Raw genomic sequence first — 23,498 nt, forward strand, 5'->3', positions numbered from 1 at the left:
AGAACCTTTGGTGTTCTGCCCTTGGATCACGGGTAGGAGCCGCTTATGAACCAGAATACGCTGAAAGTTAATGAGTTACATGAAGATGCGGAATTCGAGGAGAACGGAGCTGAAGTTTTCGATGAGAAAGCTCTTGTTGAGAACGAACCTGGTGATAGCGAAGTAGCAGAAGAAGAGCTGTTGTCACAGGGTGCGACGCAACGAGTATTGGATGCGACGCAGCTCTACCTCGGAGAGATCGGTTATTCCCCGTTGCTGACGGCAGAAGAAGAAGTCTTCTTTGCGCGTCGTGCTTTACGAGGCGATATTCCTTCTCGCCGCCGCATGATCGAAAGTAACTTACGCCTGGTAGTGAAGATTGCCCGTCGTTACAGCAATCGTGGTCTGGCCCTGCTGGACCTGATTGAAGAGGGTAACCTCGGCCTGATTCGTGCCGTAGAGAAATTTGACCCGGAGCGCGGGTTCCGTTTCTCAACGTACGCTACCTGGTGGATTCGTCAGACTATTGAACGGGCTATCATGAACCAAACCCGTACAATTCGCCTGCCGATTCATATTGTCAAAGAGCTGAACGTTTACCTGCGTACCGCGCGTGAACTTTCACACAAGCTCGATCACGAGCCGAGTGCGGAAGAGATTGCCGAGCAGCTGGACAAGCCGGTTGATGACGTGAGCCGTATGCTGCGTCTCAATGAACGTATTACCTCGGTTGACACCCCGCTGGGTGGTGATTCCGAAAAAGCGCTGCTGGATATCCTGGCCGATGAGAAAGACAACGGCCCGGAAGACACCACGCAGGACGATGACATGAAACAGAGCATCGTTAAGTGGTTGTTTGAACTTAATGCCAAGCAGCGTGAAGTGCTGGCGCGTCGTTTCGGCCTGTTAGGCTATGAAGCGGCAACCCTGGAAGATGTGGGTCGCGAAATCGGGTTAACCCGCGAGCGCGTTCGTCAGATTCAGGTGGAAGGGCTGCGTCGCCTGCGGGAAATCCTGCAGACACAGGGCCTCAATATCGAAGCACTGTTTCGTGAATAAGCCATAATCAGCAGCAAAAACGGTGACCTGTCAGGTCACCGTTTTTTTTTGCCTGCGATCAGACCAGGCTTTTCAGCCGGTAGATCCACTCCAGCGCCTGCTTTGGCGTCAGGCTGTCAGGATCCAGCGCTTCCAGCGCGTCCACCGCCGGCGAGGTCTCTGCCACCAGCAGAGGCAGCTGCGCACCGCCGGCTGCCGAGGCGTTCTGACTGCCGGAAAGCGCCTCCAGCTCTTTCAGCTTCTGCCGCGCGCGCTTGATTACCTCTTTTGGCACGCCCGCCAGCGCCGCAACCGCCAGGCCATAACTCTTGCTGGCGGCACCCTCCTGCACGCTGTGCATGAAAGCGATGGTATCGCCATGTTCAACCGCATCCAGATGCACATTCACAACACCCTCCAGTTTTTCCGGCAGCGTGGTCAGCTCGAAATAGTGGGTGGCAAACAGCGTCATCGCTTTGATGCGACTGGCAAGGCTTTCGGCACAAGCCCAGGCGAGTGACAGGCCATCATAGGTTGAAGTGCCGCGACCTATCTCATCCATCAGTACCAGGCTATTTTCCGTCGCATTGTGCAGAATATTGGCGGTTTCTGTCATCTCAACCATAAACGTTGAGCGGCCGGAGGCAAGGTCGTCTGCCGCACCGACGCGGGTAAAGATGCGATCGACAGGACCAATCACGACCTCTTCAGCCGGTACGAAACTGCCTATCCACGCCATCAGCGCAATCAGCGCGGTCTGACGCATATAGGTGCTTTTACCGCCCATGTTTGGTCCGGTGATGATCAGCATGCGCCGCTGCATCGACAGCGAGAGCGGGTTGGCAATAAAGGGCTCTTTCAGCACCTGTTCCACCACCGGATGCCGGCCTGCGGTAATGCGGATACCCGCTTTCTCCTGCAGCACCGGCCGGCAGTAGTTCAGCGTCCAGGCGCGCTCTGCCAGGCTGGCGAGTACATCCAGCTCGGCCAGCGCGGCCGCGCTCAGCTGCAGCGCTTCAAGATGCGGCAGCAGGCGATCGAACAGCTCCTCATAGAGGCCTTTTTCCAGCGCCAGCGCCTTGCCTTTGGAGGTCAGAACTTTATCTTCATACTCTTTCAGCTCAGGAATGATATAGCGCTCGGCGTTTTTCAGCGTCTGGCGACGCACATAGTGGATGGGCACCAGGTGACTCTGACCGCGGCTGACCTGAATGTAGTAACCATGTACCGCGTTAAAGCCGACTTTCAGCGTATCCAGCCCCAGTTTTTCCCGCTCGCGGATCTCCAGCCGGTCAAGGTAGTCACTGGCACCGTCAGCCAGCGCCCGCCACTCATCGAGTTCAGCGTTATAGCCCGGCGCGATGACGCCGCCGTCACGCACCAGTACCGGCGGTGATTCAATGATTGCCTGCTCCAGCAGCGTACGCAGCTCAGCAAACTCGCCCGTCTGCGTGCGCAGGCTCACCAGCCGTTCCGCCTTTGCTCCGGCCAGCAGCTGATTGATTTCCGGCAGCTGCTGAAACGCATGCCGCATGCGCGCCAGATCGCGCGGGCGCGCGGTGCGCAGCGCCAGGCGTGCCAGTATGCGCTCCAGATCGCCTACCTGACGCAGGACCGGCTGCAGCGCGTCGCTCAGCGACTGCAATTCTGCAATCGCATCCTGACGCCGGACAATTGTCGTAAGGTCACGCAGCGGCATATGCAGCCAGCGCTTCAGCATACGGCTGCCCATCGGCGTGACGGTTTTATCCAGGACCGCTGCCAGCGTGTTATCGATCCCGCCGGCCAGATTCTGGGTGATTTCAAGATTACGGCGCGTGGCCGCATCCATGATCACGCTATCCTGCTGGCGCTCCATGCTCAGGGAACGAATGTGCGGCAGTGTGGTACGCTGAGTATCTTTGGCATACTGCAGCAGACAGCCCGCAGCGCGCAGTCCCAGATGCGCCTGCTCCACGCCAAATCCGCGCAGGTCGCGCGTGCCGAACTGCAGATTCAGCTGCTGGCGCGCGGTGTCGATCTCAAATTCCCACAGCGGACGCCGCCGCAGCCCGCGGCGCTGGTCAATAAGCGACATCGCCTGCAGGTCTTCAGGGTAGAGCAGCTCCGCAGGATTCGTGCGCTGGAGTTCTGCTGCCATCGCTTCAGCGTCGCCCGGTTCGCTCAGGCGGAAACGCCCGGAGCTGATATCCAGCGTGGCGTAGCCAAAGCCGCGCTGGCTCTGGAAGATAGCGGCCAGCAGGTTATCCTGGCGCTCCTGCAGCAGCGCTTCATCGCTGATAGTGCCGGGGGTGACAATCCGCACCACCTTGCGCTCAACCGGGCCTTTGCTCAGCGCCGGATCGCCAATCTGTTCGCAAATCGCTACTGACTCGCCCAGCTGAACCAGCTTTGCCAGATAGCCCTCTACGGCGTGATAGGGCACACCGGCCATCGGAATGGGCTCACCGGCTGAAGCACCCCGTTTGGTCAGCGAGATCTCCAGCAGCTGCGAGGCGCGCTTTGCATCATCAAAGAACAGCTCGTAGAAATCGCCCATGCGGTAGAACAGCAGGATGTCAGGGTGATCGGCTTTCAGGCGCAGATACTGCTGCATCATTGGCGTGTGAGCGCTGATATTCTCTAATGTACTCATAGTATTAGGGTGTCCATGTTTAAACATAAGCAGCGCGATACATGATTCTGATTCTCTTTTATCTGCCCTTCTTAAGGCTCAGCGTGGTTGCCAGAGGCTGGCTGAAGGGCGGGCAGTAACCTGAATGTGTTCACGAGTACGTGCTGATTATGATAACGGAGTCTGTATGGCAGGAAAACCGGCGCGCAGGGCTGTTTCTTCGGGCAGGCTTCAGAATTGCAGAATGAGCCGGTACTGTTTCTGCGCTGAGGGCGCAAAATGTCATCGTCAACATTTCACGAAAGCTGCTACCATCGCGTTACTCCTGCTGACACTGCCGATAGCGAATGTTATGACCCGAAAAAGTACCAAAGCGGCCACCATTAAAGATATTGCGCAGATTGCCGGCGTAACCAATATTACCGTTTCACGCGTGTTTACTGCCCCTGATAAGGTTAAACCTGAAACGCGCGAGCGGATCCTGGCCGCAGCACGCACGCTTAACTATGTGCCTAACGCGTTTGCCCGCAATATCAAAGCCAGCCAGAGCCCTATTATCGGCGTGGTTACCGACGATACCTTTAATATTGTTTATTCCCATATCATCAAAGAGGTGTGCCGCCTGTCAGATGCCAAAGGCTATTCGGTCATGTTCTTTACCACGAACGGCAACCGGCAGATTGAGGCGCGCGCGCTGCAGACGCTGGTCAGCTATAAAGCGGCCGGGATTATTTTGTCGGTAGTGGAGGATTCTGACCGCTACGATAAAAGCCATATCGACGTGGTGCGCCACTCCTCAAGCCAGCTTATCCAGCTGGATCGTCAGTTTGATACGTTGCTGCCGGCGGTCTATATCAACAACAGCCGTGCCGGTGAGCTGGTTGCAGAAGCGATAATGAAAAAAGCGTTTCGCAATGTGCTGGTCATTGGCGGCAGCGAACACTCTCACATTACCCGGCAGCGTATTGACGGGATCCGAAGCGGGATTGACGAGCGCGTTACTCTGCACACGCTTTATACCGACTACCGCTACGAACATGCTAAGGCGATGATTCAGTCATGGTTCTCTACCACCCATGAACGCTACGATGCAATTGTCGGATTAAACGGCATGATTACGCTGGCGGCTATTAATCTGGCCAACAAGTGGGGAATGCACGACACCGGCTTTATCTCTGTTGATGAAGTACCCTGCGCCGAAGATTTTAATCAGGTTATTCCTTATGTCGCTCATGATACCGGCCAGTGGGCGCGGGTGGTGTCAGAAAATATCATCTCTGCTATTGAGGGCCGTCCCTACGAAACCCGCGTGATGCTTAATGGCTTCCTGAAAAACCTTTAGTTTCAGACGCCTGCCGGGTTTTTTCTGTAACAACACTGAAAGCGATGTTAATAAGATGTGACATGCCGCAAGGATCTTAAACTTGTCCATCTGAGAATGTTGACGTTGTCATTTCAGGTGTTTAAATTTTGATCTCATGTCTGTGGCGATGAATTTAACAATCCTCAGATAGCGTATTCCTGGCATACAGGACGTTTTTATCTTTATGTTAACGTCAACATTTCAGGTGTGGTTGCGCAGTGTTCCTGTACCGGCTTTATTTCGTAACGACGATAAGCAGTTAACTGAAAAGACCCGGAGAAAATTATGAAAGGCAAACTGAACACCCTGCTGGCGCTCTGTGTAACGACCCCTTTAATGCTGGCATCTGCACTGGCGATAGCAAAGCCGCTGACTATCGGCATGTCCTTCCAGGAGATGAATAACCCCTATTTTGTCACCATGCAGGAAGCGCTCAAGGCTGCAGCCGGCAGCATGGGGGCTACGGTGATTGAGGCAGATGCCCGTCACGATGTCTCAAAGCAGATCAACGACATTGAAGATATGCTGCAGAAAAAAGTCGACATCCTGCTGATTAATCCGGCGGACACCAACGGGGTGGAAAACGCGGTAAACGAGGCAAAAAAAGCGGGCGTAGTGGTAGTGGCGATTGACGCTCAGGCTAAAGGCCCAATCGACTCTTTTGTTGGCTCCAAAAATTATGATGCCGGCCTGCAGGCCGGAGAGTTTCTGGCGAAAGCGCTGGGCGGTAAAGGTAAGGTCGCCATTCTTGATGGTATTCCGGTGGTGCCGATCATCGAACGCGTTAAAGGGTTTGAAGATGCAATGAAGAAATATCCCGGCATCAAAATCGTTAACCGTCAGAACGGCAAACAGGAGCGTGATACTGCGCTAAGCGTTACCGAAAATATGCTGCAGGCAGCGCCGGATCTGGCCGGCATTTTTAGCGTCAACGATACCGGTGCGCTCGGGGCTCTGGCGGCGATTCAGGCGAACGGCGCAGATGTGAAACTGGTCAGCGTCGATGGTCAGCCGGAAGCGGTGAAAGAGATTGAGAAAGCGGGATCGCCGTTTATTGCAACTTCTGCGCAGTTCCCGCGTGACATGGTACGGCTGGGGCTGGGCGTGGCGATGGCGAAGCACTGGGGAAGTCAGGTGCCGGCTGCAGTACCGCTTGACGTAAAACTGATCACGAAAGAGAACGCCAGCGGCTTTAGCTGGTAATCACTCCGGGGAGGCGCTGCCATGCCGTTACTGCAACTCAGCGGAATCAGTAAATCATTTCCGGGCGTACGCGCGTTAAACAACATCAACCTGACGCTGCACGCCGGTGAAATCCATGCGCTGCTCGGTGAAAACGGGGCGGGTAAATCCACGCTGATGAAGATCCTGAGCGGTATTTATCAGCCTGACAGCGGCGAAATCGCTATCGACGATCGGCCGCAGCAGTTTGCTGGCTATCGTCAGGCGATAACAGCTGGCGTGGGAATTGTCTTTCAGGAGTTCTCGCTGATACCGGGTCTTAATGCCGTCGAGAATATTTTTCTGAATCGCGAACAGCGTACCCGCTGGGGATGGCTGGATCGCCAGACGATGCGCAGTCGTACGCTGGCGCTGCTGGCGCGGCTGGGGGTTGAACTCGATCCGGACATTGCGGTAACGCACCTCAGCGTGGCGCAGCAGCAGTTTGTTGAGATTGCCAAAGCGCTGGCGCTGGATGCGCGGATCCTGATCCTTGATGAACCTACGGCAACGCTGACGCCGGGTGAAGCTGAGCATCTGTTCCGGGTGATGCGCGACCTGCGACAGCAGGGGGTGGGCATGCTGTTCATCTCGCATCATCTGGAGGAGATCTTTGCGGTATGCGACACCATCACGGTACTGCGCGACGGAGGCTATGTTGGCACCCTCCCGGTGAGCGACTGCAGCAGCGAGCAGCTGGTAAAAATGATGGTGGGCCGTCAGGTGGCACAGCATTTCCCCGATAAGCTGCCGCTGCCGGCGGCAACGCTACCGCTGCTGGAGGTCAATCTGCAGCGCCAGCGCCAGGGACCCGCAGACGCTTTTCAGCTCTGGCCCGGAGAAATTCTCGGCTTTGCCGGACTGGTGGGATCGGGCCGTACCGAAACCGCCTGCGCAATGCTGGGTGCACAGGCGTGCTGGCAAAAGGAGGTGCGCCTGAATGGCGAACCGCTGCGGCTGCGTACGCCCGCCGATGCCTTAGAGCAGGGGATCGGACTGCTGCCGGAAAACCGCAAAACTGAAGGGCTGGTACTGCCGTTTAGCGTGGCGCATAACATCACGCTGAACCGGCAGATCACTCACGGCGGATTTCTGCACCATGTGCGCGAGCGTGAAGTGGTCAGCGACCTTATCCGCAGGGTTGGCGTGAAAACGCCGTCAGCGGAGCAGGAGGTGAATACGCTTAGCGGCGGCAATCAGCAAAAGGTGGTCATTGCGCGCTGGCTGAATAATGACTGCAAGGTGCTGATCTTTGACGAACCCACACGCGGTATCGATGTGGGGGCAAAAATGGAAATTTATCAGCTGATGCAGCAGCTGACCCGTAAGGGCATCGCTATCATCGTCATCTCTTCTGAGCTGCCGGAGATTATTGGCCTCTGCCACCGGGTGCTGGTGTTTCGCAACGGACATATTGCGCAGGAGCTTCACGATACGGCAATCAACGCTGAAACCATCATGCTACACGCTACGGGGAACGCATCATGAGTATTCTCTCTAATTCCATGCTGTCACAAACGTCGCGCAGGCGCGGCCGGCTTGACCGCTGTCTGCACCATCCCGCCTTCCTGCCGTTTGTCGGTTTTGTGCTGCTGTTTATTGTGATGATTTTTCTCAACGATAGCTTTCTGACCGCGAACAACCTCAGCAACGTGGCGCGTCAGGTCTCTATCAACGCCATTATTGCCGTGGGAATGACCTGTGCCATCTTAACTGGCGGGATCGACCTGTCAGTGGGATCGGTGATGGCGCTCTCCGGCACCGTGGCCGCCGGTCTGATGGTAGCGGGTATTCCGATGCCGCTGGCGGTGCTGGCCGGATTGCTGATCGGTATGGGCTTTGGTGCCCTGAACGGCGGCTGTATCGCCTGGCTGCGGATGCCGCCCATCATCGTTACGCTCGCCAGCATGGGGATCGCACGGGGACTGGCGCTGATGTATACCGGGGGATATCCCATCTCCGGCCTGCCGGAAAGCTTCATGATGTTTGGCCGTGCCAGCCTGCTGGGTATTCAGGTGCCCATTTTAATCATGCTGGTGGTCTATTTGCTGGCGTGGATCCTGCTGCACCAGAAGCCCTTTGGTCGTCACGTCTACGCTCTGGGCGGCAATGAAGAGGCCGCGCGCCTGAGCGGTATCCGTGTTTCACGCACCAAGCTCTGGGTATATATCATTAGCGGACTCACAGCGGCGGTGGCCGGTATTGTGCTCAGTTCGCGTCTGATGAGCGGACAGCCCAACGCCGGTAACGGATTTGAGCTGGATGCGATCGCTGCTGTCGTGCTGGGCGGGGCGGCAATAGCTGGCGGTAAAGGTGCCATTCTTGGGACGCTGGTGGGCGCGATGATGCTCGGCATTCTCAATAATGGCCTGAATCTGATGGGGGTTTCACCCTATGTGCAGATTGTGATTAAAGGCGGGATCATTCTGGGCGCGATCTGGCTGAGTTCCGTTAAGCGTAAAGCACACCGTTAAGATAGCCTGCGGGCTATCTCTCTGTCATTCAATGTTGACGTTAACATTTATCGAAAAGGATACGCTATGAATATTCTGCCGCAACAGATCAAAAGCCTGGTGAACTATGGCCCGCGCGATTATCGCCTGGAAACCTTACCGCTGCCTGAGCCAAAAGCACGCGAGCTGCTGGTAAAAGTGGGAGCATGTGGTATCTGCGCGTCTGACGTCCACTGCTGGCACGGGGCGCCAATGTACTGGGGAGATGGTAATCCGGAAAAAGCCTGGGTTAAAACGCCAGTAGTGGTGGGGCATGAGTTTTATGGCACGGTCGTCGGATATGGCGAGGACGCGCTGGAGCATTTTGGCGTGTCGCCTGGCGACCGCGTCATCGCTGAACAGATTATTCCCTGTAATCAGTGCCGCTTCTGCAAAGATGGCAAATACTGGATGTGCGAAAAGCACGACATCTACGGCTTTCAGACGCAGGACTCTGATGGCGGTATGACCGAATATATGCTGTTCAAAGCCAACAGCCGGGTGCATAAAATTCCTGATACGCTGACGCACGAAGAGTGCGCGCTGATTGAGCCCTTCGCCTGTGCGGTCCACGCGGTGAACCGCGCGGCGATTGAATTCAATGATGTGGTGGTGCTGGCAGGGGCTGGCCCGCTCGGCACCGGCATGATTCAGGCTATCCGCCTCAAAAACCCCAAGCTGTTTATTGTACTGGATACCATTCCGGAACGTCTGGCGCTGGCGAAAAAGCTGGGGGCCGATCTGGTTTTCAACCCGCTGGAGCAGGATGTGGATGCGGAGGTGCGCAAACTCACTGACGGCTACGGCTGCGACATCTATATAGAGGCGACCGGCAACCCACTGGCAGTTAATCAGGGACTGCAGATGATCCGGCGCATGGGCCGCTATGTCGAGTTCAGCGTGTTTGGTAAGCCTGCAACGGTAGACTGGTCGATCATTGGCGACCGCAAAGAGCTGGATGTGCGCGGCTCACATCTTGGCCCGCACTGCTATGAAACGGTCATAAGCTTTTTTGAGAAAAAATGGTTCACCGCAGAAGGCATTGTTACGCACAGTTTTCCGCTGGCGGAGTGGGAGCAGGGGTTTGCGATGGCATCAGGTCGCGAATCGATCAAAGTGCTGCTGGTACCCTGAACCGTTACGTGCGCCACCTCGTCCTGAGGGGCGCACACACCGCGTAAAGTTACGACATTACTCTGTCCGTTAATGCGCTGAACGACTACCATATGCGTTCAGGTTTTTTGCTCGCTTATGGATATCTAATGCGTATTAAGGTTGCCCTCATTCCGTTGTTTTTCCTGCTTGCTGCCTGCAGCAGCAAGCCTGCGCCTCATCAGCAAGGCGATGTTGTGCCGGCACCTAAAGGCGGCTTCCTGCTGGATTCGTCGCATGCGGTTCAGCCGATGTTTGGTGACTTTGCCGGCAACCCGGCAGCAGAACAATTTATCGATCGGATGGTAGCGAAACATGGTTTTGATCGCGATCAGCTGCATGCGGTTATCGGCCAGGCAAAGAGGCTTGATTACGTACTGCGCCTGATGGATCAGCAGGCACCGAGCTATACGCCGCCAGCGGGGCCAAACGGCGCCTGGCTGCGCTACCGGAAAAAATTTATCACGCCCGATAACGTACAGAATGGCGTAGCGTTCTGGAATCAGTATGAAGATGCTCTGCAGCGGGCGCAGCAGGTTTATGGCGTACCGCCGGAAATTATCGTCGGCATTATCGGCGTTGAGACGCGCTGGGGCCGGGTGATGGGCAAAACCCGTCTGCTGGATGCGCTGGCGACGCTCTCGTTTAACTATCCGCGCCGCGCCGCCTATTTCAGCAGCGAGCTGGAAACGTTTCTGCTGATGGCGCGCACCGAACAGGACGATCCGCTGGATCTGCGCGGATCCTTTGCCGGGGCAATGGGCTATGGCCAGTTTATGCCCTCATCCTATAAAGAGTACGCGGTGGATTTTAACGGAGATGGTCATACCAATCTCTGGGATCCGGTTGATGCGATTGGCAGCGTCGCAAACTATTTCAAAGCGCACGGCTGGCGCAGCGGTGAGACAGTCGCCGTACCGGCGAGCGGACAGGCACCCGCGCTGGAGAATGGCTTCAAAACGCGTTATCCGATTGCCACGCTGGCGGCGAGCGGTCTGACCCCGCAGGGCTCACTGAATGGCAACAGCGAAGCCAGCCTGCTGCGACTCGATCTGGGCACCAGCTATCAGTACTGGTACGGCCTGCCTAACTTCTATGTGATTACGCGTTATAACCACAGCACCCATTACGCGATGGCCGTATGGCAGCTGGGAGAGGAGGTCGCCAAAGCGCGGCAGGGCAATCTGCTTTAATGCTGTCCTTATAAAGTGTGAGGATATAATATGGCACCCTCTTTGCGGTGCCATTTCACCGCATGCAGATTATCAGGAGCACTTATGGAGCATTTACCCGCCTGTCCGCTGTGTCAGGCTGATTATACCTGGCAGGATGGCGACAACCTTAACTGCCCGTCGTGCGGCCATATCTGGTCTGCCAGCGCGGCAGAAGCGAGCGATACGCTGCTGGTACGCGATGCCAATGGCAATACGCTGGCAGATGGCGACAGCGTCACCGTGGTCAAAGATTTAAAGGTAAAGGGCAGCTCTTCGGTGCTGAAAATTGGTACCAGGGTCAAAAGTATTCGTCTGGTTGAAGGCGATCACAATATTGACTGCAAAATCGAGGGCTTTGGCCCGATGAAACTCAAATCTGAGTTTGTGAAAAAGAGCTGATGGCCGGACGGCGCAGGCCGTCCTGTTTTTTACCCTGAAGGTATTTACGCCTCCCGCTTTCGGTTCCTGCTGCGCCACCCTCTGTACTGAACACCTCCGGTCTCACTCACTGCTGAACGTCAGCGCCTGCCTGGCACAGATCGCGACTATGCTTGATTAAGCGGTACTGACTCCGGCCGATCCGGCACGCGGCAACGGCACGCTGCTGTGCGCTTCCCCGCATCCGGTCAGGATGGCATGAAACCGGACCGGAGGCAGCGGAAGCAGGGGCGCAAATTTCACTGCTGCTGGTTGAAAAGCGCCGTCTGCCGCTCCATTTACTGCTAACGTTGCGCCGCAAAAGGAGAAAGCGATGAATGATGAACAGCTGCAGCAGTTAAGCCGTCAGATTGGCGAAAAGCTCATAGCGCGCCACGCCAGCGTGACGACGGCTGAATCCTGTACCGGCGGCTGGATTGCCAAAGTTTTCACAGATATCAGCGGCAGCTCTGCCTGGTTTGAGCGCGGATTTGTCACCTATAGTAATAGTGCCAAGCAGCAGATGGCAGGCGTGCAGGCGAGCACGCTTGCGCGCTATGGCGCAGTGAGTGAAGAGACAGTACGTGAGATGGTGGCAGGCGCGTGTCAGGCGGCGCAGGCACCTTATGGGATCGCTGTAAGCGGCATTGCAGGACCGGGCGGCGGCAGCGCAGATAAACCCGTGGGCACCGTCTGGTTTGCCCTTGCCGGACCGGAAGGTATCTTTGCGCAACGCTGTGTTTTTGCAGGCGATCGCGAGGCGGTGCGGCGTCAGTCGGTGGCCTGGGCGCTGCAGACGCTGCTTGATCAATTTCTGATAAATTAGGCTTGATACTGTATGATTATACAGTATAATTATTGGCAACAGAACGAGCGGACACAGCCAGTGTTTGCTCACCCGGCATGATTAGGAGTGTAAATGGCGATCGACGAGAACAAACAGAAGGCTTTAGCTGCCGCACTGGGCCAGATTGAAAAACAATTTGGTAAAGGCTCCATCATGCGTCTGGGTGAAGACCGCTCGATGGATGTAGAAACTATTTCTACCGGCTCCCTGTCGCTGGACATCGCACTGGGTGCGGGTGGTCTGCCGATGGGCCGTATCGTAGAGATCTACGGACCGGAAGCTTCTGGTAAAACCACGCTGACGCTGCAGGTTATTGCGGCTGCACAGCGTAAAGGTAAAACCTGCGCCTTTATCGATGCTGAGCATGCGCTGGATCCGGTCTATGCGAAAAAGCTGGGCGTGGATATCGATAATCTGCTCTGTTCACAGCCGGATACCGGTGAGCAGGCGCTGGAAATCTGCGACGCGCTGGCACGTTCAGGTGCCGTTGATGTCATCATCGTTGATTCCGTTGCGGCGCTGACGCCTAAAGCGGAAATCGAAGGTGAGATCGGTGACTCGCATATGGGTCTGGCGGCACGAATGATGAGCCAGGCGATGCGTAAGCTGGCAGGTAACCTGAAACAGTCCAATACGCTGCTGATCTTCATCAACCAGATCCGTATGAAAATTGGTGTGATGTTCGGTAACCCGGAAACCACCACCGGTGGTAACGCGCTGAAGTTCTACGCCTCCGTTCGTCTTGATATCCGCCGTATCGGTGCGATCAAAGAGGGCGACGAAGTGGTAGGTAGCGAAACGCGCGTGAAAGTGGTGAAGAACAAAATCGCTGCACCGTTTAAGCAGGCAGAATTCCAGATCATGTATGGCGAAGGGATCAACACCTTTGGTGAGCTGGTAGACCTGGGCGTGAAACACAAGCTGGTGGAAAAAGCCGGTGCGTGGTACAGCTACAACGGCGATAAGATTGGTCAGGGTAAAGCAAACGCGACCAACTTCCTGAAAGAGAACCCGGCAATTGCGAACGAGATTGACAGCAAACTGCGTGAGGCGCTGCTGACAGGTGCGACAGCAGAGGCAAATACTAAAGAGCCTTCTGACGCTGAGCTTGAAAAAGCAGGCGAAACTAACGAAGACTTTTAATATCAGCGGGAGCAGCAATGCTCCCGTTTTCTTTTTTACTCCTCTGCACGCCTTCCGCTCTCTGCCCCCCATGCTTTACCCTGTCCGTTACCAACAGTAAGGCTAATGTGTATGTCATCAACATCATCACAGGCACCGGTGCCTGACTTCTCCCGTTTACTTGACCGCGCTATGCGCCTGCTTTCACAGCGCGATCACAGCCGCAGCGAGCTGAAGCGCAAACTGCAGCTCTCCGGCCAGCGTGCGGCCTATCTGCAGCAGCAGGAAAATATCCCGATTCCGGATGAGCTGCTGGAAAAAGTGCTCGACTGGTGTCAGGAAAATGGCTGGCTGAACGATAATCGATTTACTGAGCGTTTTATCCAGAGCCGGGCGCGCAAAGGATATGGTCCGCAGCGCGTCAGGATGGAGCTGCAGCAAAAAGGCATCGGACGCGACGAGATCAATCAGGCGCTGGCAGAAAGTGACGTAGACTGGACAGCGTGTGCTGCAGAGCTTGCCAGACGTAAGTTTGGCGAGCCGCTGCCGCAAACCTGGGCAGAAAAAAGCAAAGTACAGCGTTTTCTGATGACAAAAGGCTTTATGATGGAAGATATTCAGGCGGTTTTCAGAAATAGTGACGACTGAAAGGCAATGTGATTTTACTTCCTATTGCAGAAATTTTATCTTATTCCCACTTTTTGTTCCTCAGTCAGCGACGGACCGGATAGACAGGGTTTGTCAGCGAAAGGGAACGTTCGTTAGCGTGATTCCAGGAATTTTATGAGCAAGAGCACTGCTGAGATCCGTCAAGCGTTTCTCGACTTTTTTCATAGCAAGGGACATCAGGTTGTAGCCAGCAGCTCCCTCGTACCGAATAACGATCCAACGCTGCTGTTTACCAATGCCGGCATGGTGCAGTTCAAAGACGTTTTCCTTGGCCAGGACAAGCGTGATTACACGCGTGCGACTACCTCGCAGCGCTGCGTGCGTGCAGGCGGCAAGCATAACGATCTGGAAAATGTGGGTTATACCGCACGCCATCACACCTTCTTTGAAATGCTGGGCAACTTCAGTTTCGGCGACTATTTCAAGCAGGAGGCGATTGCTTATGCCTGGGAACTGCTGACGGGTGAGCAGTGGTTCAGCCTGCCAAAAGAGCGTTTATGGGTAACCGTTTACGAAACCGATGATGAAGCCTTTGATATCTGGGCTGACCAGATCGGTGTGCCGCGCGAACGCATTATTCGTATTGGCGACAACAAGGGCAGCGCATACGCATCTGATAACTTCTGGCAGATGGGCGACACCGGTCCGTGCGGTCCCTGTACTGAAATTTTCTACGATCATGGCGACCATATCTGGGGAGGCCCGCCGGGCAGCCCGGAAGAGGATGGCGATCGCTATATTGAGATCTGGAATATCGTGTTTATGCAGTTCAACCGTCAGGCTGACGGCACCATGCAACCGCTGCCTAAGCCGTCGGTGGATACCGGCATGGGGCTGGAGCGTATCGCGGCAGTCCTGCAGCATGTGAACTCCAACTATGAGATCGATCTCTTTGCGCAGCTGATCAAATCTGTTGCTCAGGTCACTGGCGCAAGCGACCTCAATAACAAATCGCTGCGCGTTATCGCAGATCATATCCGCTCCTGCGCCTTCCTGATTGCCGATGGCGTCATGCCATCGAATGAGAACCGTGGCTATGTGCTGCGTCGCATCATTCGTCGTGCGGTCCGCCACGGCAACATGCTGGGCGCGAAAGAAGCATTCTTCTATAAGCTGGTGGCACCGCTGATTGAGGTCATGGGCGCTGCGGGTGAAGATCTGAAGCGTCAGCAGAAACTGGTAGAAAATGCGCTGAAAGCGGAAGAGGAGCAGTTTGCTAAAACGCTGGAGCGTGGTCTGGCGCTGCTGGATGATGAGCTGGCAAAAGTGAGCGGCGACACGCTGGATGGTGAAACCGTCTTTCGTCTTTATGACACCTTTGGCTTCCCGGCGGATTTAACCGCTGACGTCTGTCGCGAGCGTAATCTGAAGATTGATGAGGCGGGATTTGAAGCCGCCATGGAGCAGCAGCGCCAGCGCGCGCGCGAAGCCAGCGGCTTTGGCGCGGACTACAATAGCGTTATTCGCGTTGATGCCGTAACCGAATTTAAAGGTTATGAAGAGCTGACGCTGAACGCCACGATTGAAGCGCTGTTTGTTGATGGTCAGTCAGTAGAACAGATCACCGCGGGACAGGATGCTGTCGTGATCCTGAACGCTACGCCGTTCTACGGTGAATCAGGCGGGCAGGTGGGGGATACTGGCGTACTGACAGGGCAGAATGCTGAATTTAGCGTGCAGGATACGCAAAAGTATGGCAAAGCACTGGGACATATCGGTAAGCTCACTCATGGTCAGCTGCGTATCGGTGATGCGCTGCAGGCGCAGGTAAACGAAGCACGTCGGGCACGTATTCGCCTGAATCACTCGGCAACGCACCTGATGCATGAAGCACTGCGTGAAGTGCTGGGCGATCACGTCGGGCAGAAAGGCTCGCTGAATAACGATAAATATCTGCGTTTTGACTTCTCCCATTCTGAAGCGATGAAGCCGCAGCAGATCCGTGAAGTTGAAGATATCGTCAATGCACAGATCCGCCGCAACCTGCTGATTCAGACCGATATCATGGATCTGGAAGAGGCTAAAGCGCGTGGGGCGATGGCGCTGTTTGGCGAGAAGTACGATCAGCGGGTGCGCGTGGTCAGCATGGGCGAATATTCAGTGGAGCTGTGTGGCGGTACGCACGCTGCGCGCACGGGTGATATCGGCTTGTTCCGCATTCAGTCTGAGTCGGGCACGGCTGCCGGTATTCGTCGTATCGAAGCGCTGACCGGTGAAGCGGCAATTGCTCAGCTGCATGCACAGAGCGATCAGCTGGCTGACATTGCTCAGGTGGTGAAGGCCAACAGTAGCAACCTCAGTGAGAAGGTGCGCGGTCTGGTGGATAACGTACGCGCGCTGGAGAAAGAGCTGCAGCAGCTACGCGATCAGCAGGCAGCCCAGGAGAGCGCATCGCTGAGCAGCAGCGCCATTGAAATCAGGGGCGCTAAACTGCTGGTAAGTGAGCTGAGTAACACTGAACCGAAAATGCTGCGTACGATTATGGATGACCTTAAAAACCAGCTTGGGTCTGCCGTGATCGTACTGGCAACGGTAGCAGAAGGTAAGGTTTCGCTGATTGCAGGCGTAACTAAAGATCTGACCGACCGCGTGAAAGCAGGTGAGCTGATTAGCGCGCTGGCCGTTCAGGTGGGCGGAAAAGGCGGTGGACGTCCTGACATGGCGCAGGCGGGCGGTACTAATCCGCAGGCGCTGGCAGGCGCGCTGGCAGGCGTACAGGAGTGGGTAAGCAGCCGGCTGTAACAATTAAAATTAAGCATTGTATAGCGCCAGGAACGTCTGTTCCGGCGCTTTTTAGTGCAATGGACACCAGGTAATGACAAAGTCCGGTCGATGTAGTGTATTTCGGCTAAACTGATTATCAGCAGAATGTATTGGTGTGACAAATCACAATGGTGTATTTGTCATAGGTATTGTTCAGCGGTATATGATGGATATGGCCGGGAGCCCGAACAGGCCCGACTCTTTTAATCTTTCAAGGAGCAAAGAATGCTTATTCTAACTCGTCGAGTTGGTGAAACCCTCATGATTGGCGATGAGGTGACTGTAACGGTGCTGGGCGTTAAAGGTAACCAGGTCCGCATTGGCGTTAATGCGCCAAAAGAAGTATCGGTACATCGTGAAGAGATTTATCAGCGTATTCAGGCTGAAAAAACACAAACCACGGGTTACTAACGTTTTCAGCGTCTCGCTCATGGGCGAGACGCTACCTTTCTGCTCCCTCCATCCGTTTATTTCTGTTTTAGCTTCCTCGCTTTTTTCATTACTGCTCTGGCTTTTGCTGTTGATAAATCACCCTTTTCGCCGTTAAATCAGCCGAATTGTGCGTCATTTGTGCAATCGAACGCGTGAGTGAAAAAAGTCGGGAGAAATTGTTTGACTTATAAGTCCGGGAAAGTAATATGTGCGCCACGCAGTGCCGATGAGCAGAAACAAGTTCAGAAGCACGGTTCGGAAGAACGCGTAAGGTGAGGTGGCCGAGAGGCTGAAGGCGCTCCCCTGCTAAGGGAGTATGCGGTCAAAAGCTGCATCCGGGGTTCGAATCCCCGCCTCACCGCCATTTCCGATGCATCCATAGCTCAGCTGGATAGAGTACTCGGCTACGAACCGAGCGGTCGGAGGTTCGAATCCTCCTGGATGCACCATCTTTTAGATGGTAGCGGATAAAGTTAAAGAGTGAACGAGCAGTTCCTTTCATGGTGAGTTGTTAGCACCCTGCGTAATACAAGAATTACCTCAATGCATCCATAGCTCAGCTGGATAGAGTACTCGGCTACGAACCGAGCGGTCGGAGGTTCGAATCCTCCTGGATGCACCATTCTTTGTATCATTTCAGGCTTGTTGCAGTTAGTCCATCGTAAGAAATACCTCAATGCATCCATAGCTCAGCTGGATAGAGTACTCGGCTACGAACCGAGCGGTCGGAGGTTCGAATCCTCCTGGATGCACCATTCTTCACCCCCTTTCAGTGTTATTAACGTCGCTTCTTTGCAGGCTACGCTTCAGTGCATCCATAGCTCAGCTGGATAGAGTACTCGGCTACGAACCGAGCGGTCGGAGGTTCGAATCCTCCTGGATGCACCATTCTCTGCTTTTTCCCCATATGCTTCAGTTAAACCCGTTACCGACAGCTTCAGCACCCGGGCTGTGCTCTCCAAATCTCCCCGGCAGTACCAGCCGCTTTCGCAATTAACCCGTCTCTGTTCAGCGATTTTAGCGCCGCCAGAGTTCACTGGCGTTAATAGGAATGCTGACTCTCTTTTGTACTCTGTTTTGAAAAATGCTGCATTTACCGCCATTTATGCCCGGTTTTGTTCCCTGACCTTTTTCTGAAAACGAAAATTCCTAATGCTTTCAAAGCATTTGCGGTTAAGCCTGCCTGGCGACAACCTGAGCGCATTAAGCTAAAGTAATGGCTCATTTTGTCGTACGTGCGATATGCCATTACCGTGAATGATTTCCTGATTTATGGCTCGCTGCTGGGCAGCAGCTTTCTGAGCGCCACGCTGCTTCCGGGCAGTTCAGAAGCTGTACTGATAGCGCTGCTGGTTGCTCAGAAAGGATCGGTATATGGCCTGTTGCTGGCTGCATCAGTGGGAAACACGCTGGGTGGCCTGACCAACATTTTTCTTGGTCGCCTTATGCCGCAGAACGGGCAGGGGCGATGGCATGACACAGCATTGACGTGGTTACACCGATGGGGCCCTGCGGCATTGATCTTTAGCTGGCTGCCGGTTGCTGGCGATCTGCTTTGCGTTCTCGCAGGCTGGTTGCGCTTCAGCTGGCTGCCTTGCATGCTGTTTCTCGCTCTCGGCAAAACGCTGCGTTATATCTTTATCGCGATCGCCACAATACAGGGTATGGAGTGGTGGCATTGATTCGCACAGATTCGAGGCTACGGTTAACATTATGCTGAACAAAAATAAATTATTCTCACAGCGGGAGGTTAATGTGATCCCGGACGTATCAAAAGCGCTCTCCTGGCTGGAAGCGCATCCCGACGCGTTAAAGGGTATCGGCCGTGGCATCGAACGCGAAACGTTACGCGTCGGGCCCGATGGTCATCTGGCTACTACCGGCCATCCGGCATCGCTTGGCTCGGCGCTGAAGCATGACTGGATCACCACGGATTTTGCGGAAACGCTGCTGGAGTTCATTACGCCGGTCGATAAAAATATCGACCGCTCGCTGACCTTCCTGCGCGACATCCATCGCCATGTGGCAAAACAGCTGGGTGAAGAGCGCATGTGGCCCTTCAGTATGCCCGGTCACGTTGACGATACCGATAAAATTGAGCTGGCGCAGTATGGCAGTTCAAACGTGGGCCAGATGAAGACCCTCTACCGGCAGGGGCTGAAAAACCGCTACAGCGCGCTGATGCAGATTATCTCTGGCGTGCATTACAACTTCTCGCTGCCGCTCTCTTTCTGGCAGGAGTGGGCGGATGTAAAAGATGCTGAGAGCGGTAAAGAGACCATCTCTGCGGGCTATCTGCGCCTGATCCGCAACTATTATCGTTTCGGCTGGGTGATCCCTTATCTGTTTGGTGCCTCGCCGGCGATCAGCTCCTCATTTCTTCAGGGGCGTGAGAGCCAGCTGCCGTTTGAAACGGATGGTAAAGATACGCTATGGCTGCCGTATGCGACCTCTCTGCGCCTGAGTGACCTGGGTTATACCAATAAGTCACAAAGTAATCTCGGTATTACCTTCAACTCGCTGGAAGGGTATGTGAGCGCGCTGAAGGCCGCAATCAAAACCCCTTCTGAAGAGTACGCAGCCATGGGCGTCAAAGATGCTGAAGGCAACTGGCTGCAGCTTAATACTAATGTACTGCAGATTGAGAACGAGCTGTATGCGCCTATCCGTCCGAAGCGCGTTACCCGTTCGGGAGAAGCCCCTTCTGATGCGCTGCTGCGTGGCGGCATTGAGTATATTGAAGTGCGCTCGCTTGATATCAATCCGTTCTCACCGGTAGGTGTGGATGCCGATCAGGCGCGCTTCCTCGATCTGTTCCTGATTTGGTGTACGCTGGCCGATGCCCCTGAACTGAGCGCCAGCGAGCTGCTCTGCAGTCGCAAAAACTGGAACCGCGTGGTGATGGAAGGACGTAAGCCAGGGCTGGTTATTGGCGTTGGCTGCAGCGACACTGAACATTCGCTGGTTGAAGTAGGCAAAGCGCTCTTTGCCGATCTGCGTCGCGTCGCGGAAGTGCTGGATAGCAACGAGGGCAGCACGCAATATCAGCAGGTATGCGATCAACTGGTAGCTTCTTTTGACGATCCTGAGCTAACCTACTCGGCGCGCATTCTTCACGCTATTAAAGAGAACGGCCTGACCGGAGCAGGTGTTGCACTGGCGGAGCAGTACCGGCAGATGCTCTGCGCGGAGCCACTGGAAATTCTGACCGAAGCGGATTTCACTCAGCAGGCGCAGGAGTCTGTTGCTGCACAGCAGGCGCTGGAAGCGAGTGATAGCATAAGCTTTGAGGATTATCTGGCAGGTCGGGAAGGCTGAAAAAGAAAATGGCCACATCACTGTGGCCAAAATTAACATCTCTGTTGTCAGGGATGATGATAACAAATGCGCGTCTTTCATATATTCAGACGCAGAACGACGAGAAAAGTTTCATCGTTCAGAAAAAATTTTTCAAACAGGAGGTGACGTATGCCACTACTGGACAGTTTTACCGTTGATCACACCATCATGGCCGCGCCGGCAGTACGCGTGGCAAAGACCATGACAACTCCGCATGGCGATACCATCACCGTTTTCGATCTGCGTTTCTGCCGGCCAAACATCGACATTCTGACCGAGCGCGGGATCCATACGCTGGAGCATCTGTTTGCCGGCTTTATGCGCGATCACCTCAACGGTGAGGGCGTGGAGATCGTAGACATCTCTCCAATGGGGTGCCGTACCGGTTTCTACATGAGCCTGATCGGCACGCCAGACGAGCAGCGCGTGGCGCAGGCGTGGAAAGGGGCGATGGAAGATGTTCTGAAAGTCAAAGATCAGAATCAGATCCCGGAGCTTAATGAGTATCAGTGTGGCAGCTACAAGCTGCACTCCCTGGACGAAGCGCAGCAGATTGCGCGTAATGTTCTGTCACACGAGATCGGTATTAATCGCAACGAAGATCTGAAGCTGCCAGCAGAGAAGCTGAAAGAGTTGCATATCTGATTAGCCCTTTCTGTAAAAACGCCGCATATTCTGCGGCGTTTTTTTGTATCACGATCCCACTGAGCTTTTCAGCGGCTGCTGCGGTGTAACCCGTACCTGCTTCACCATGTTGTCCTGCACGTCGAGAATATCGATGTCATAGCTGCCAACCTGTACCCGCGTTTCGGTCTGCGGGATCTCTTCCAGCGCCTCAAGCAGCATGCCGTTAATGGTGCGCGCTTCCTCTTCCGGCAGCGTCCAGTTGAACGCCTTATTGATTTCGCGCACGTTAGCGCTGCCTTCAATCAGCACCGAGCCATCATTCTGCGGCATCACCTCTTCTGCGAGAGAAGGGGACATGGAGGTAGTAAAGTCGCCAACGATCTCTTCCAGAATATCTTCGATGGTGATGAGCCCCTTAATATCGCCATACTCATCCACTACCAGACCCGCTTTTTTCTTATTGCGCTGGAACTTAACCAGCTGCACATTCAGCGGCGTGCCTTCCGGCACATAGTAGATCTCATCAGCCGCGCGCAGCAGACGATCCTTATTGAACTCCTTTTTTTCCGTCATCATGCGCCAGGCTTCGCGCACGCGCAGCATGCCCACGGTATCGTCCAGCGAATCGCGAAACAGCACAATACGCCCATGCGGTGAGTTACTCAGCTGACGCTCAATCGATTTCCAGTCGTCATTGATATTGATACCAACAATTTCATTGCGCGGCACCATGATGTCATCCACGCTGACTTTTTCCAGATCGAGCACGGAGAGAAGCATATCCTGATTACGGCGAGACATCAGCGAGCGCGACTCGTAGACAATGGTGCGCAGCTCCTCTTTGCTCAGCGCGGAGTTTACGGAGCCCTCTGTTTTAATCCCCACCATACGCATCAGCATGCGCGTAATGGTATTAAGCAGCCAGACCAGTGGCAGCATCACATACTGCAGCGGCGCCAGTAAAACGCTGCTGGGGTAGGCCACTTTTTCAGGGTAAAGCGCTGCGATGGTTTTAGGCAGGACTTCAGCAAAAACCAGAACAACAAAGGTCAGCACGCCGGTGGCGATAGCAACCCCGGCATCACCATACAGACGCATCCCTACGATAGTCCCCAGCGCGGAGGCGAGGATATTGACCAGGTTGTTGCCGATTAAGACCAGACTAATCAGGCGATCGGGCCGGCGCAGCAGTTTCTCAACGCGCCGCGCTGCACGATTACCGCTTTTCGCTTTGTGCCGCAGCTTATAGCGGTTGAGCGTCATCATGCCGGTCTCAGAGCCGGAGAAGTACGCTGAGACCAGCACCATGATGACAAGAATGATAATCATCGTGGTGGTTGAAACATGTTCCAACGAAAAATTCCTTAGTGGGAAGTGAGAAGATGCTGCAGTACGCGACTGCCGAAGTAAGCCATGGTCAGCAGCAGCGCACCGCCGCAGTTAAACCAGACCACGCGCCGTCCGCGCCACCCTTCACGGTAGTGCCCCCAGAGCAGCACGATATAGACGAACCACGCAAGAATAGAGAGCACCGCTTTATCGATATTCTCTGCGCTGAACAGGTTGTCCATGAAGAAAAGCCCGGTGCAAAGCACCAGCGTCAGCAGCACCACGCCAATCTGCGTGATATGAAACATTTTGCGCTCAATGCTTAGCAGCGGCGGCATATCCTGCGTAAAGGCGAGCTTTTTGTTTTTCAGCTGATAGTCGATCCACGCCAGCTGCAGCGCATAGAGCGCGGCAATAATCAGCGTGGCATAAGCAAACAGCGACAGACCGATATGCACCATCATGCCCGGCGTGGTCTCGAGGTGCGTAATAAAGGCATTCGGGACAAAGGTGGCAAACGCCAGATTAATTAACGCAAAGCTATAAACCACCGGCAGCAGCAGCCAGCCACGGTTACGTGAAGCCACAATAGTCATAATGGCGCAAATCAGCAGGCTCACCAGCGATCCGATATTAAGTAAGCTGAGATTTTGCCCGCTGTCGATAGCAAATATCCGCTGCTGCAGCGCGACAGCATGCGCAATCAGCGCAACGCAGGCGGACAGGACAGCAAATCGCCGCCAGCCGCTGTTACGTTTCAGTAAGCTGGGGATGATAAGTGCAAGACTGAGGGAGTAGGCGAAGAGCGCCACGATCGCGAAAACGAACATAGATCCTTTCTGAGAGTGATGAGATAAGGAAAAAAGCAGTATAGCGTCAG

General features: G+C 54.7%; 19 protein-coding genes and 5 tRNA genes. 21 read left to right on the forward strand and 3 right to left on the reverse strand.

Translation table 11 applies throughout. From position 1 onward, the window contains the following. Positions 1–45: 45 nt before the first annotated feature. A complete protein-coding gene (gene rpoS, locus B4M48_RS01180; protein WP_039330767.1) occupies positions 46–1,038 on the forward strand; it encodes an RNA polymerase sigma factor RpoS in 993 nt (330 codons plus the stop codon). Between the two features lie 58 nt (positions 1,039–1,096). Here rpoS and mutS read toward each other — a convergent pair whose 3' ends face one another. Then, a complete protein-coding gene (gene mutS / locus B4M48_RS01185; RefSeq protein WP_283341191.1) occupies positions 1,097–3,652 on the reverse strand; it encodes a DNA mismatch repair protein MutS in 2,556 nt (851 codons plus the stop codon). Between the two features lie 331 nt (positions 3,653–3,983). On the opposite strand from mutS, the gene B4M48_RS01190 reads away from it, so the two are divergent. The 20 genes from B4M48_RS01190 (at position 3,984) to luxS (ending at position 21,307) form a co-directional block, all read left to right on the forward strand. Beyond that, complete coding sequence (locus B4M48_RS01190; protein ID WP_039385624.1) at positions 3,984–4,973, forward strand: LacI family DNA-binding transcriptional regulator; 990 nt, start codon at positions 3,984–3,986, stop codon at positions 4,971–4,973. A 357-nt stretch (positions 4,974–5,330) separates the two neighbouring features. After that, positions 5,331–6,197 carry an ABC transporter substrate-binding protein gene (locus B4M48_RS01195; RefSeq protein ID WP_369826801.1) on the forward strand — a complete coding sequence of 289 codons (867 nt, stop codon included), beginning with the start codon at positions 5,331–5,333 and terminating at the stop codon, positions 6,195–6,197. A gap of 21 nt (positions 6,198–6,218) precedes the next feature. After that, on the forward strand, positions 6,219–7,703 hold the full coding sequence (locus tag B4M48_RS01200; RefSeq protein ID WP_283341192.1) for a sugar ABC transporter ATP-binding protein: 1,485 nt from the start codon (positions 6,219–6,221) through the stop codon (positions 7,701–7,703). A 17-nt stretch (positions 7,704–7,720) separates the two neighbouring features. Then, positions 7,721–8,689 (forward strand): ABC transporter permease, encoded by a 969-nt coding sequence (locus tag B4M48_RS01205; protein WP_039385622.1) that lies wholly within the window; start codon positions 7,721–7,723, stop codon positions 8,687–8,689. 66 nt (positions 8,690–8,755) lie between these two features. Next, on the forward strand, positions 8,756–9,841 hold the full coding sequence (locus B4M48_RS01210; RefSeq protein ID WP_288655779.1) for an alcohol dehydrogenase catalytic domain-containing protein: 1,086 nt from the start codon (positions 8,756–8,758) through the stop codon (positions 9,839–9,841). 128 nt (positions 9,842–9,969) lie between these two features. Further along, positions 9,970–11,052, forward strand: coding sequence for a lytic murein transglycosylase B (mltB, locus tag B4M48_RS01215; RefSeq protein WP_039379836.1), 1,083 nt, complete (start codon positions 9,970–9,972; stop codon positions 11,050–11,052). Between the two features lie 84 nt (positions 11,053–11,136). Next, positions 11,137–11,472, forward strand: a complete 336-nt coding sequence (locus B4M48_RS01220; RefSeq protein WP_039379834.1) for a zinc ribbon domain-containing protein YjdM — start codon at positions 11,137–11,139, stop codon at positions 11,470–11,472. Between the two features lie 352 nt (positions 11,473–11,824). Further along, the gene (gene pncC / locus B4M48_RS01225) at positions 11,825–12,316 is read left to right on the forward strand and encodes a nicotinamide-nucleotide amidase (protein WP_039379832.1); all 492 of its coding nucleotides are present in this window, start codon (positions 11,825–11,827) and stop codon (positions 12,314–12,316) included. Between the two features lie 93 nt (positions 12,317–12,409). Continuing rightward, positions 12,410–13,480 carry a recombinase RecA gene (gene recA / locus B4M48_RS01230; protein WP_039379830.1) on the forward strand — a complete coding sequence of 357 codons (1,071 nt, stop codon included), beginning with the start codon at positions 12,410–12,412 and terminating at the stop codon, positions 13,478–13,480. Positions 13,481–13,591: 111 nt separating this feature from the next. Next, the gene (locus B4M48_RS01235) at positions 13,592–14,107 is read left to right on the forward strand and encodes a regulatory protein RecX (RefSeq protein WP_223811772.1); all 516 of its coding nucleotides are present in this window, start codon (positions 13,592–13,594) and stop codon (positions 14,105–14,107) included. Positions 14,108–14,242: 135 nt separating this feature from the next. Next, positions 14,243–16,870, forward strand: a complete 2,628-nt coding sequence (alaS, locus tag B4M48_RS01240) for an alanine--tRNA ligase (RefSeq protein WP_039379828.1) — start codon at positions 14,243–14,245, stop codon at positions 16,868–16,870. 246 nt (positions 16,871–17,116) lie between these two features. Then, on the forward strand, positions 17,117–17,302 hold the full coding sequence (gene csrA, locus B4M48_RS01245) for a carbon storage regulator CsrA (RefSeq protein WP_039379826.1): 186 nt from the start codon (positions 17,117–17,119) through the stop codon (positions 17,300–17,302). 292 nt (positions 17,303–17,594) lie between these two features. Beyond that, positions 17,595–17,687: transfer RNA gene (locus tag B4M48_RS01250), tRNA-Ser, on the forward strand. Positions 17,688–17,695: 8 nt separating this feature from the next. After that, positions 17,696–17,772 (forward strand) — tRNA-Arg (locus tag B4M48_RS01255). A 96-nt stretch (positions 17,773–17,868) separates the two neighbouring features. Then, a tRNA-Arg gene (locus tag B4M48_RS01260) sits at positions 17,869–17,945 on the forward strand. A gap of 56 nt (positions 17,946–18,001) precedes the next feature. Further along, positions 18,002–18,078 (forward strand) — tRNA-Arg (locus B4M48_RS01265). Between the two features lie 56 nt (positions 18,079–18,134). After that, positions 18,135–18,211: transfer RNA gene (locus B4M48_RS01270), tRNA-Arg, on the forward strand. Positions 18,212–18,576: 365 nt separating this feature from the next. Further along, entirely contained in the window at positions 18,577–19,005 is a 429-nt protein-coding gene (locus B4M48_RS01275; protein WP_039379824.1) for a YqaA family protein, read from the forward strand. A 31-nt stretch (positions 19,006–19,036) separates the two neighbouring features. Beyond that, positions 19,037–20,641 carry a glutamate--cysteine ligase gene (gshA, locus tag B4M48_RS01280; RefSeq protein ID WP_039379822.1) on the forward strand — a complete coding sequence of 535 codons (1,605 nt, stop codon included), beginning with the start codon at positions 19,037–19,039 and terminating at the stop codon, positions 20,639–20,641. 150 nt (positions 20,642–20,791) lie between these two features. Next, positions 20,792–21,307 carry an S-ribosylhomocysteine lyase gene (gene luxS, locus B4M48_RS01285; protein WP_039379820.1) on the forward strand — a complete coding sequence of 172 codons (516 nt, stop codon included), beginning with the start codon at positions 20,792–20,794 and terminating at the stop codon, positions 21,305–21,307. A 48-nt stretch (positions 21,308–21,355) separates the two neighbouring features. Here luxS and B4M48_RS01290 read toward each other — a convergent pair whose 3' ends face one another. Together B4M48_RS01290 and B4M48_RS01295 are read right to left on the reverse strand one after the other, a co-directional pair. Then, positions 21,356–22,642 (reverse strand): HlyC/CorC family transporter, encoded by a 1,287-nt coding sequence (locus B4M48_RS01290; RefSeq protein WP_039379818.1) that lies wholly within the window; start codon positions 22,640–22,642, stop codon positions 21,356–21,358. 11 nt (positions 22,643–22,653) lie between these two features. Then, positions 22,654–23,448: a cytochrome C assembly family protein gene (locus B4M48_RS01295; RefSeq protein ID WP_039379815.1), complete on the reverse strand. Its 795-nt coding sequence runs from the start codon at positions 23,446–23,448 to the stop codon at positions 22,654–22,656. Positions 23,449–23,498 lie beyond the last annotated feature (50 nt).

The organism is Pantoea sp. UBA6567 (assembly GCF_002434165.1).
Classification (GTDB): domain Bacteria; phylum Pseudomonadota; class Gammaproteobacteria; order Enterobacterales; family Enterobacteriaceae; genus Pantoea; species Pantoea eucrina.

Coding starts and splice junctions, on each gene's coding strand:
- rpoS (WP_039330767.1), top strand. CDS start 46: ATGAACCAGAATACGCTGAAAGTTAATGAGTTACATGAAGATGCGGAA.
- mutS (WP_283341191.1), bottom strand. CDS start 3,652: ATGAGTACATTAGAGAATATCAGCGCTCACACGCCAATGATGCAGCAG.
- B4M48_RS01190 (WP_039385624.1), top strand. CDS start 3,984: ATGACCCGAAAAAGTACCAAAGCGGCCACCATTAAAGATATTGCGCAG.
- B4M48_RS01195 (WP_369826801.1), top strand. CDS start 5,331: ATGCTGGCATCTGCACTGGCGATAGCAAAGCCGCTGACTATCGGCATG.
- B4M48_RS01200 (WP_283341192.1), top strand. CDS start 6,219: ATGCCGTTACTGCAACTCAGCGGAATCAGTAAATCATTTCCGGGCGTA.
- B4M48_RS01205 (WP_039385622.1), top strand. CDS start 7,721: ATGCTGTCACAAACGTCGCGCAGGCGCGGCCGGCTTGACCGCTGTCTG.
- B4M48_RS01210 (WP_288655779.1), top strand. CDS start 8,756: ATGAATATTCTGCCGCAACAGATCAAAAGCCTGGTGAACTATGGCCCG.
- mltB (WP_039379836.1), top strand. CDS start 9,970: ATGCGTATTAAGGTTGCCCTCATTCCGTTGTTTTTCCTGCTTGCTGCC.
- B4M48_RS01220 (WP_039379834.1), top strand. CDS start 11,137: ATGGAGCATTTACCCGCCTGTCCGCTGTGTCAGGCTGATTATACCTGG.
- pncC (WP_039379832.1), top strand. CDS start 11,825: ATGAATGATGAACAGCTGCAGCAGTTAAGCCGTCAGATTGGCGAAAAG.
- recA (WP_039379830.1), top strand. CDS start 12,410: ATGGCGATCGACGAGAACAAACAGAAGGCTTTAGCTGCCGCACTGGGC.
- B4M48_RS01235 (WP_223811772.1), top strand. CDS start 13,592: ATGTCATCAACATCATCACAGGCACCGGTGCCTGACTTCTCCCGTTTA.
- alaS (WP_039379828.1), top strand. CDS start 14,243: ATGAGCAAGAGCACTGCTGAGATCCGTCAAGCGTTTCTCGACTTTTTT.
- csrA (WP_039379826.1), top strand. CDS start 17,117: ATGCTTATTCTAACTCGTCGAGTTGGTGAAACCCTCATGATTGGCGAT.
- gshA (WP_039379822.1), top strand. CDS start 19,037: ATGCTGAACAAAAATAAATTATTCTCACAGCGGGAGGTTAATGTGATC.
- luxS (WP_039379820.1), top strand. CDS start 20,792: ATGCCACTACTGGACAGTTTTACCGTTGATCACACCATCATGGCCGCG.
- B4M48_RS01295 (WP_039379815.1), bottom strand. CDS start 23,448: ATGTTCGTTTTCGCGATCGTGGCGCTCTTCGCCTACTCCCTCAGTCTT.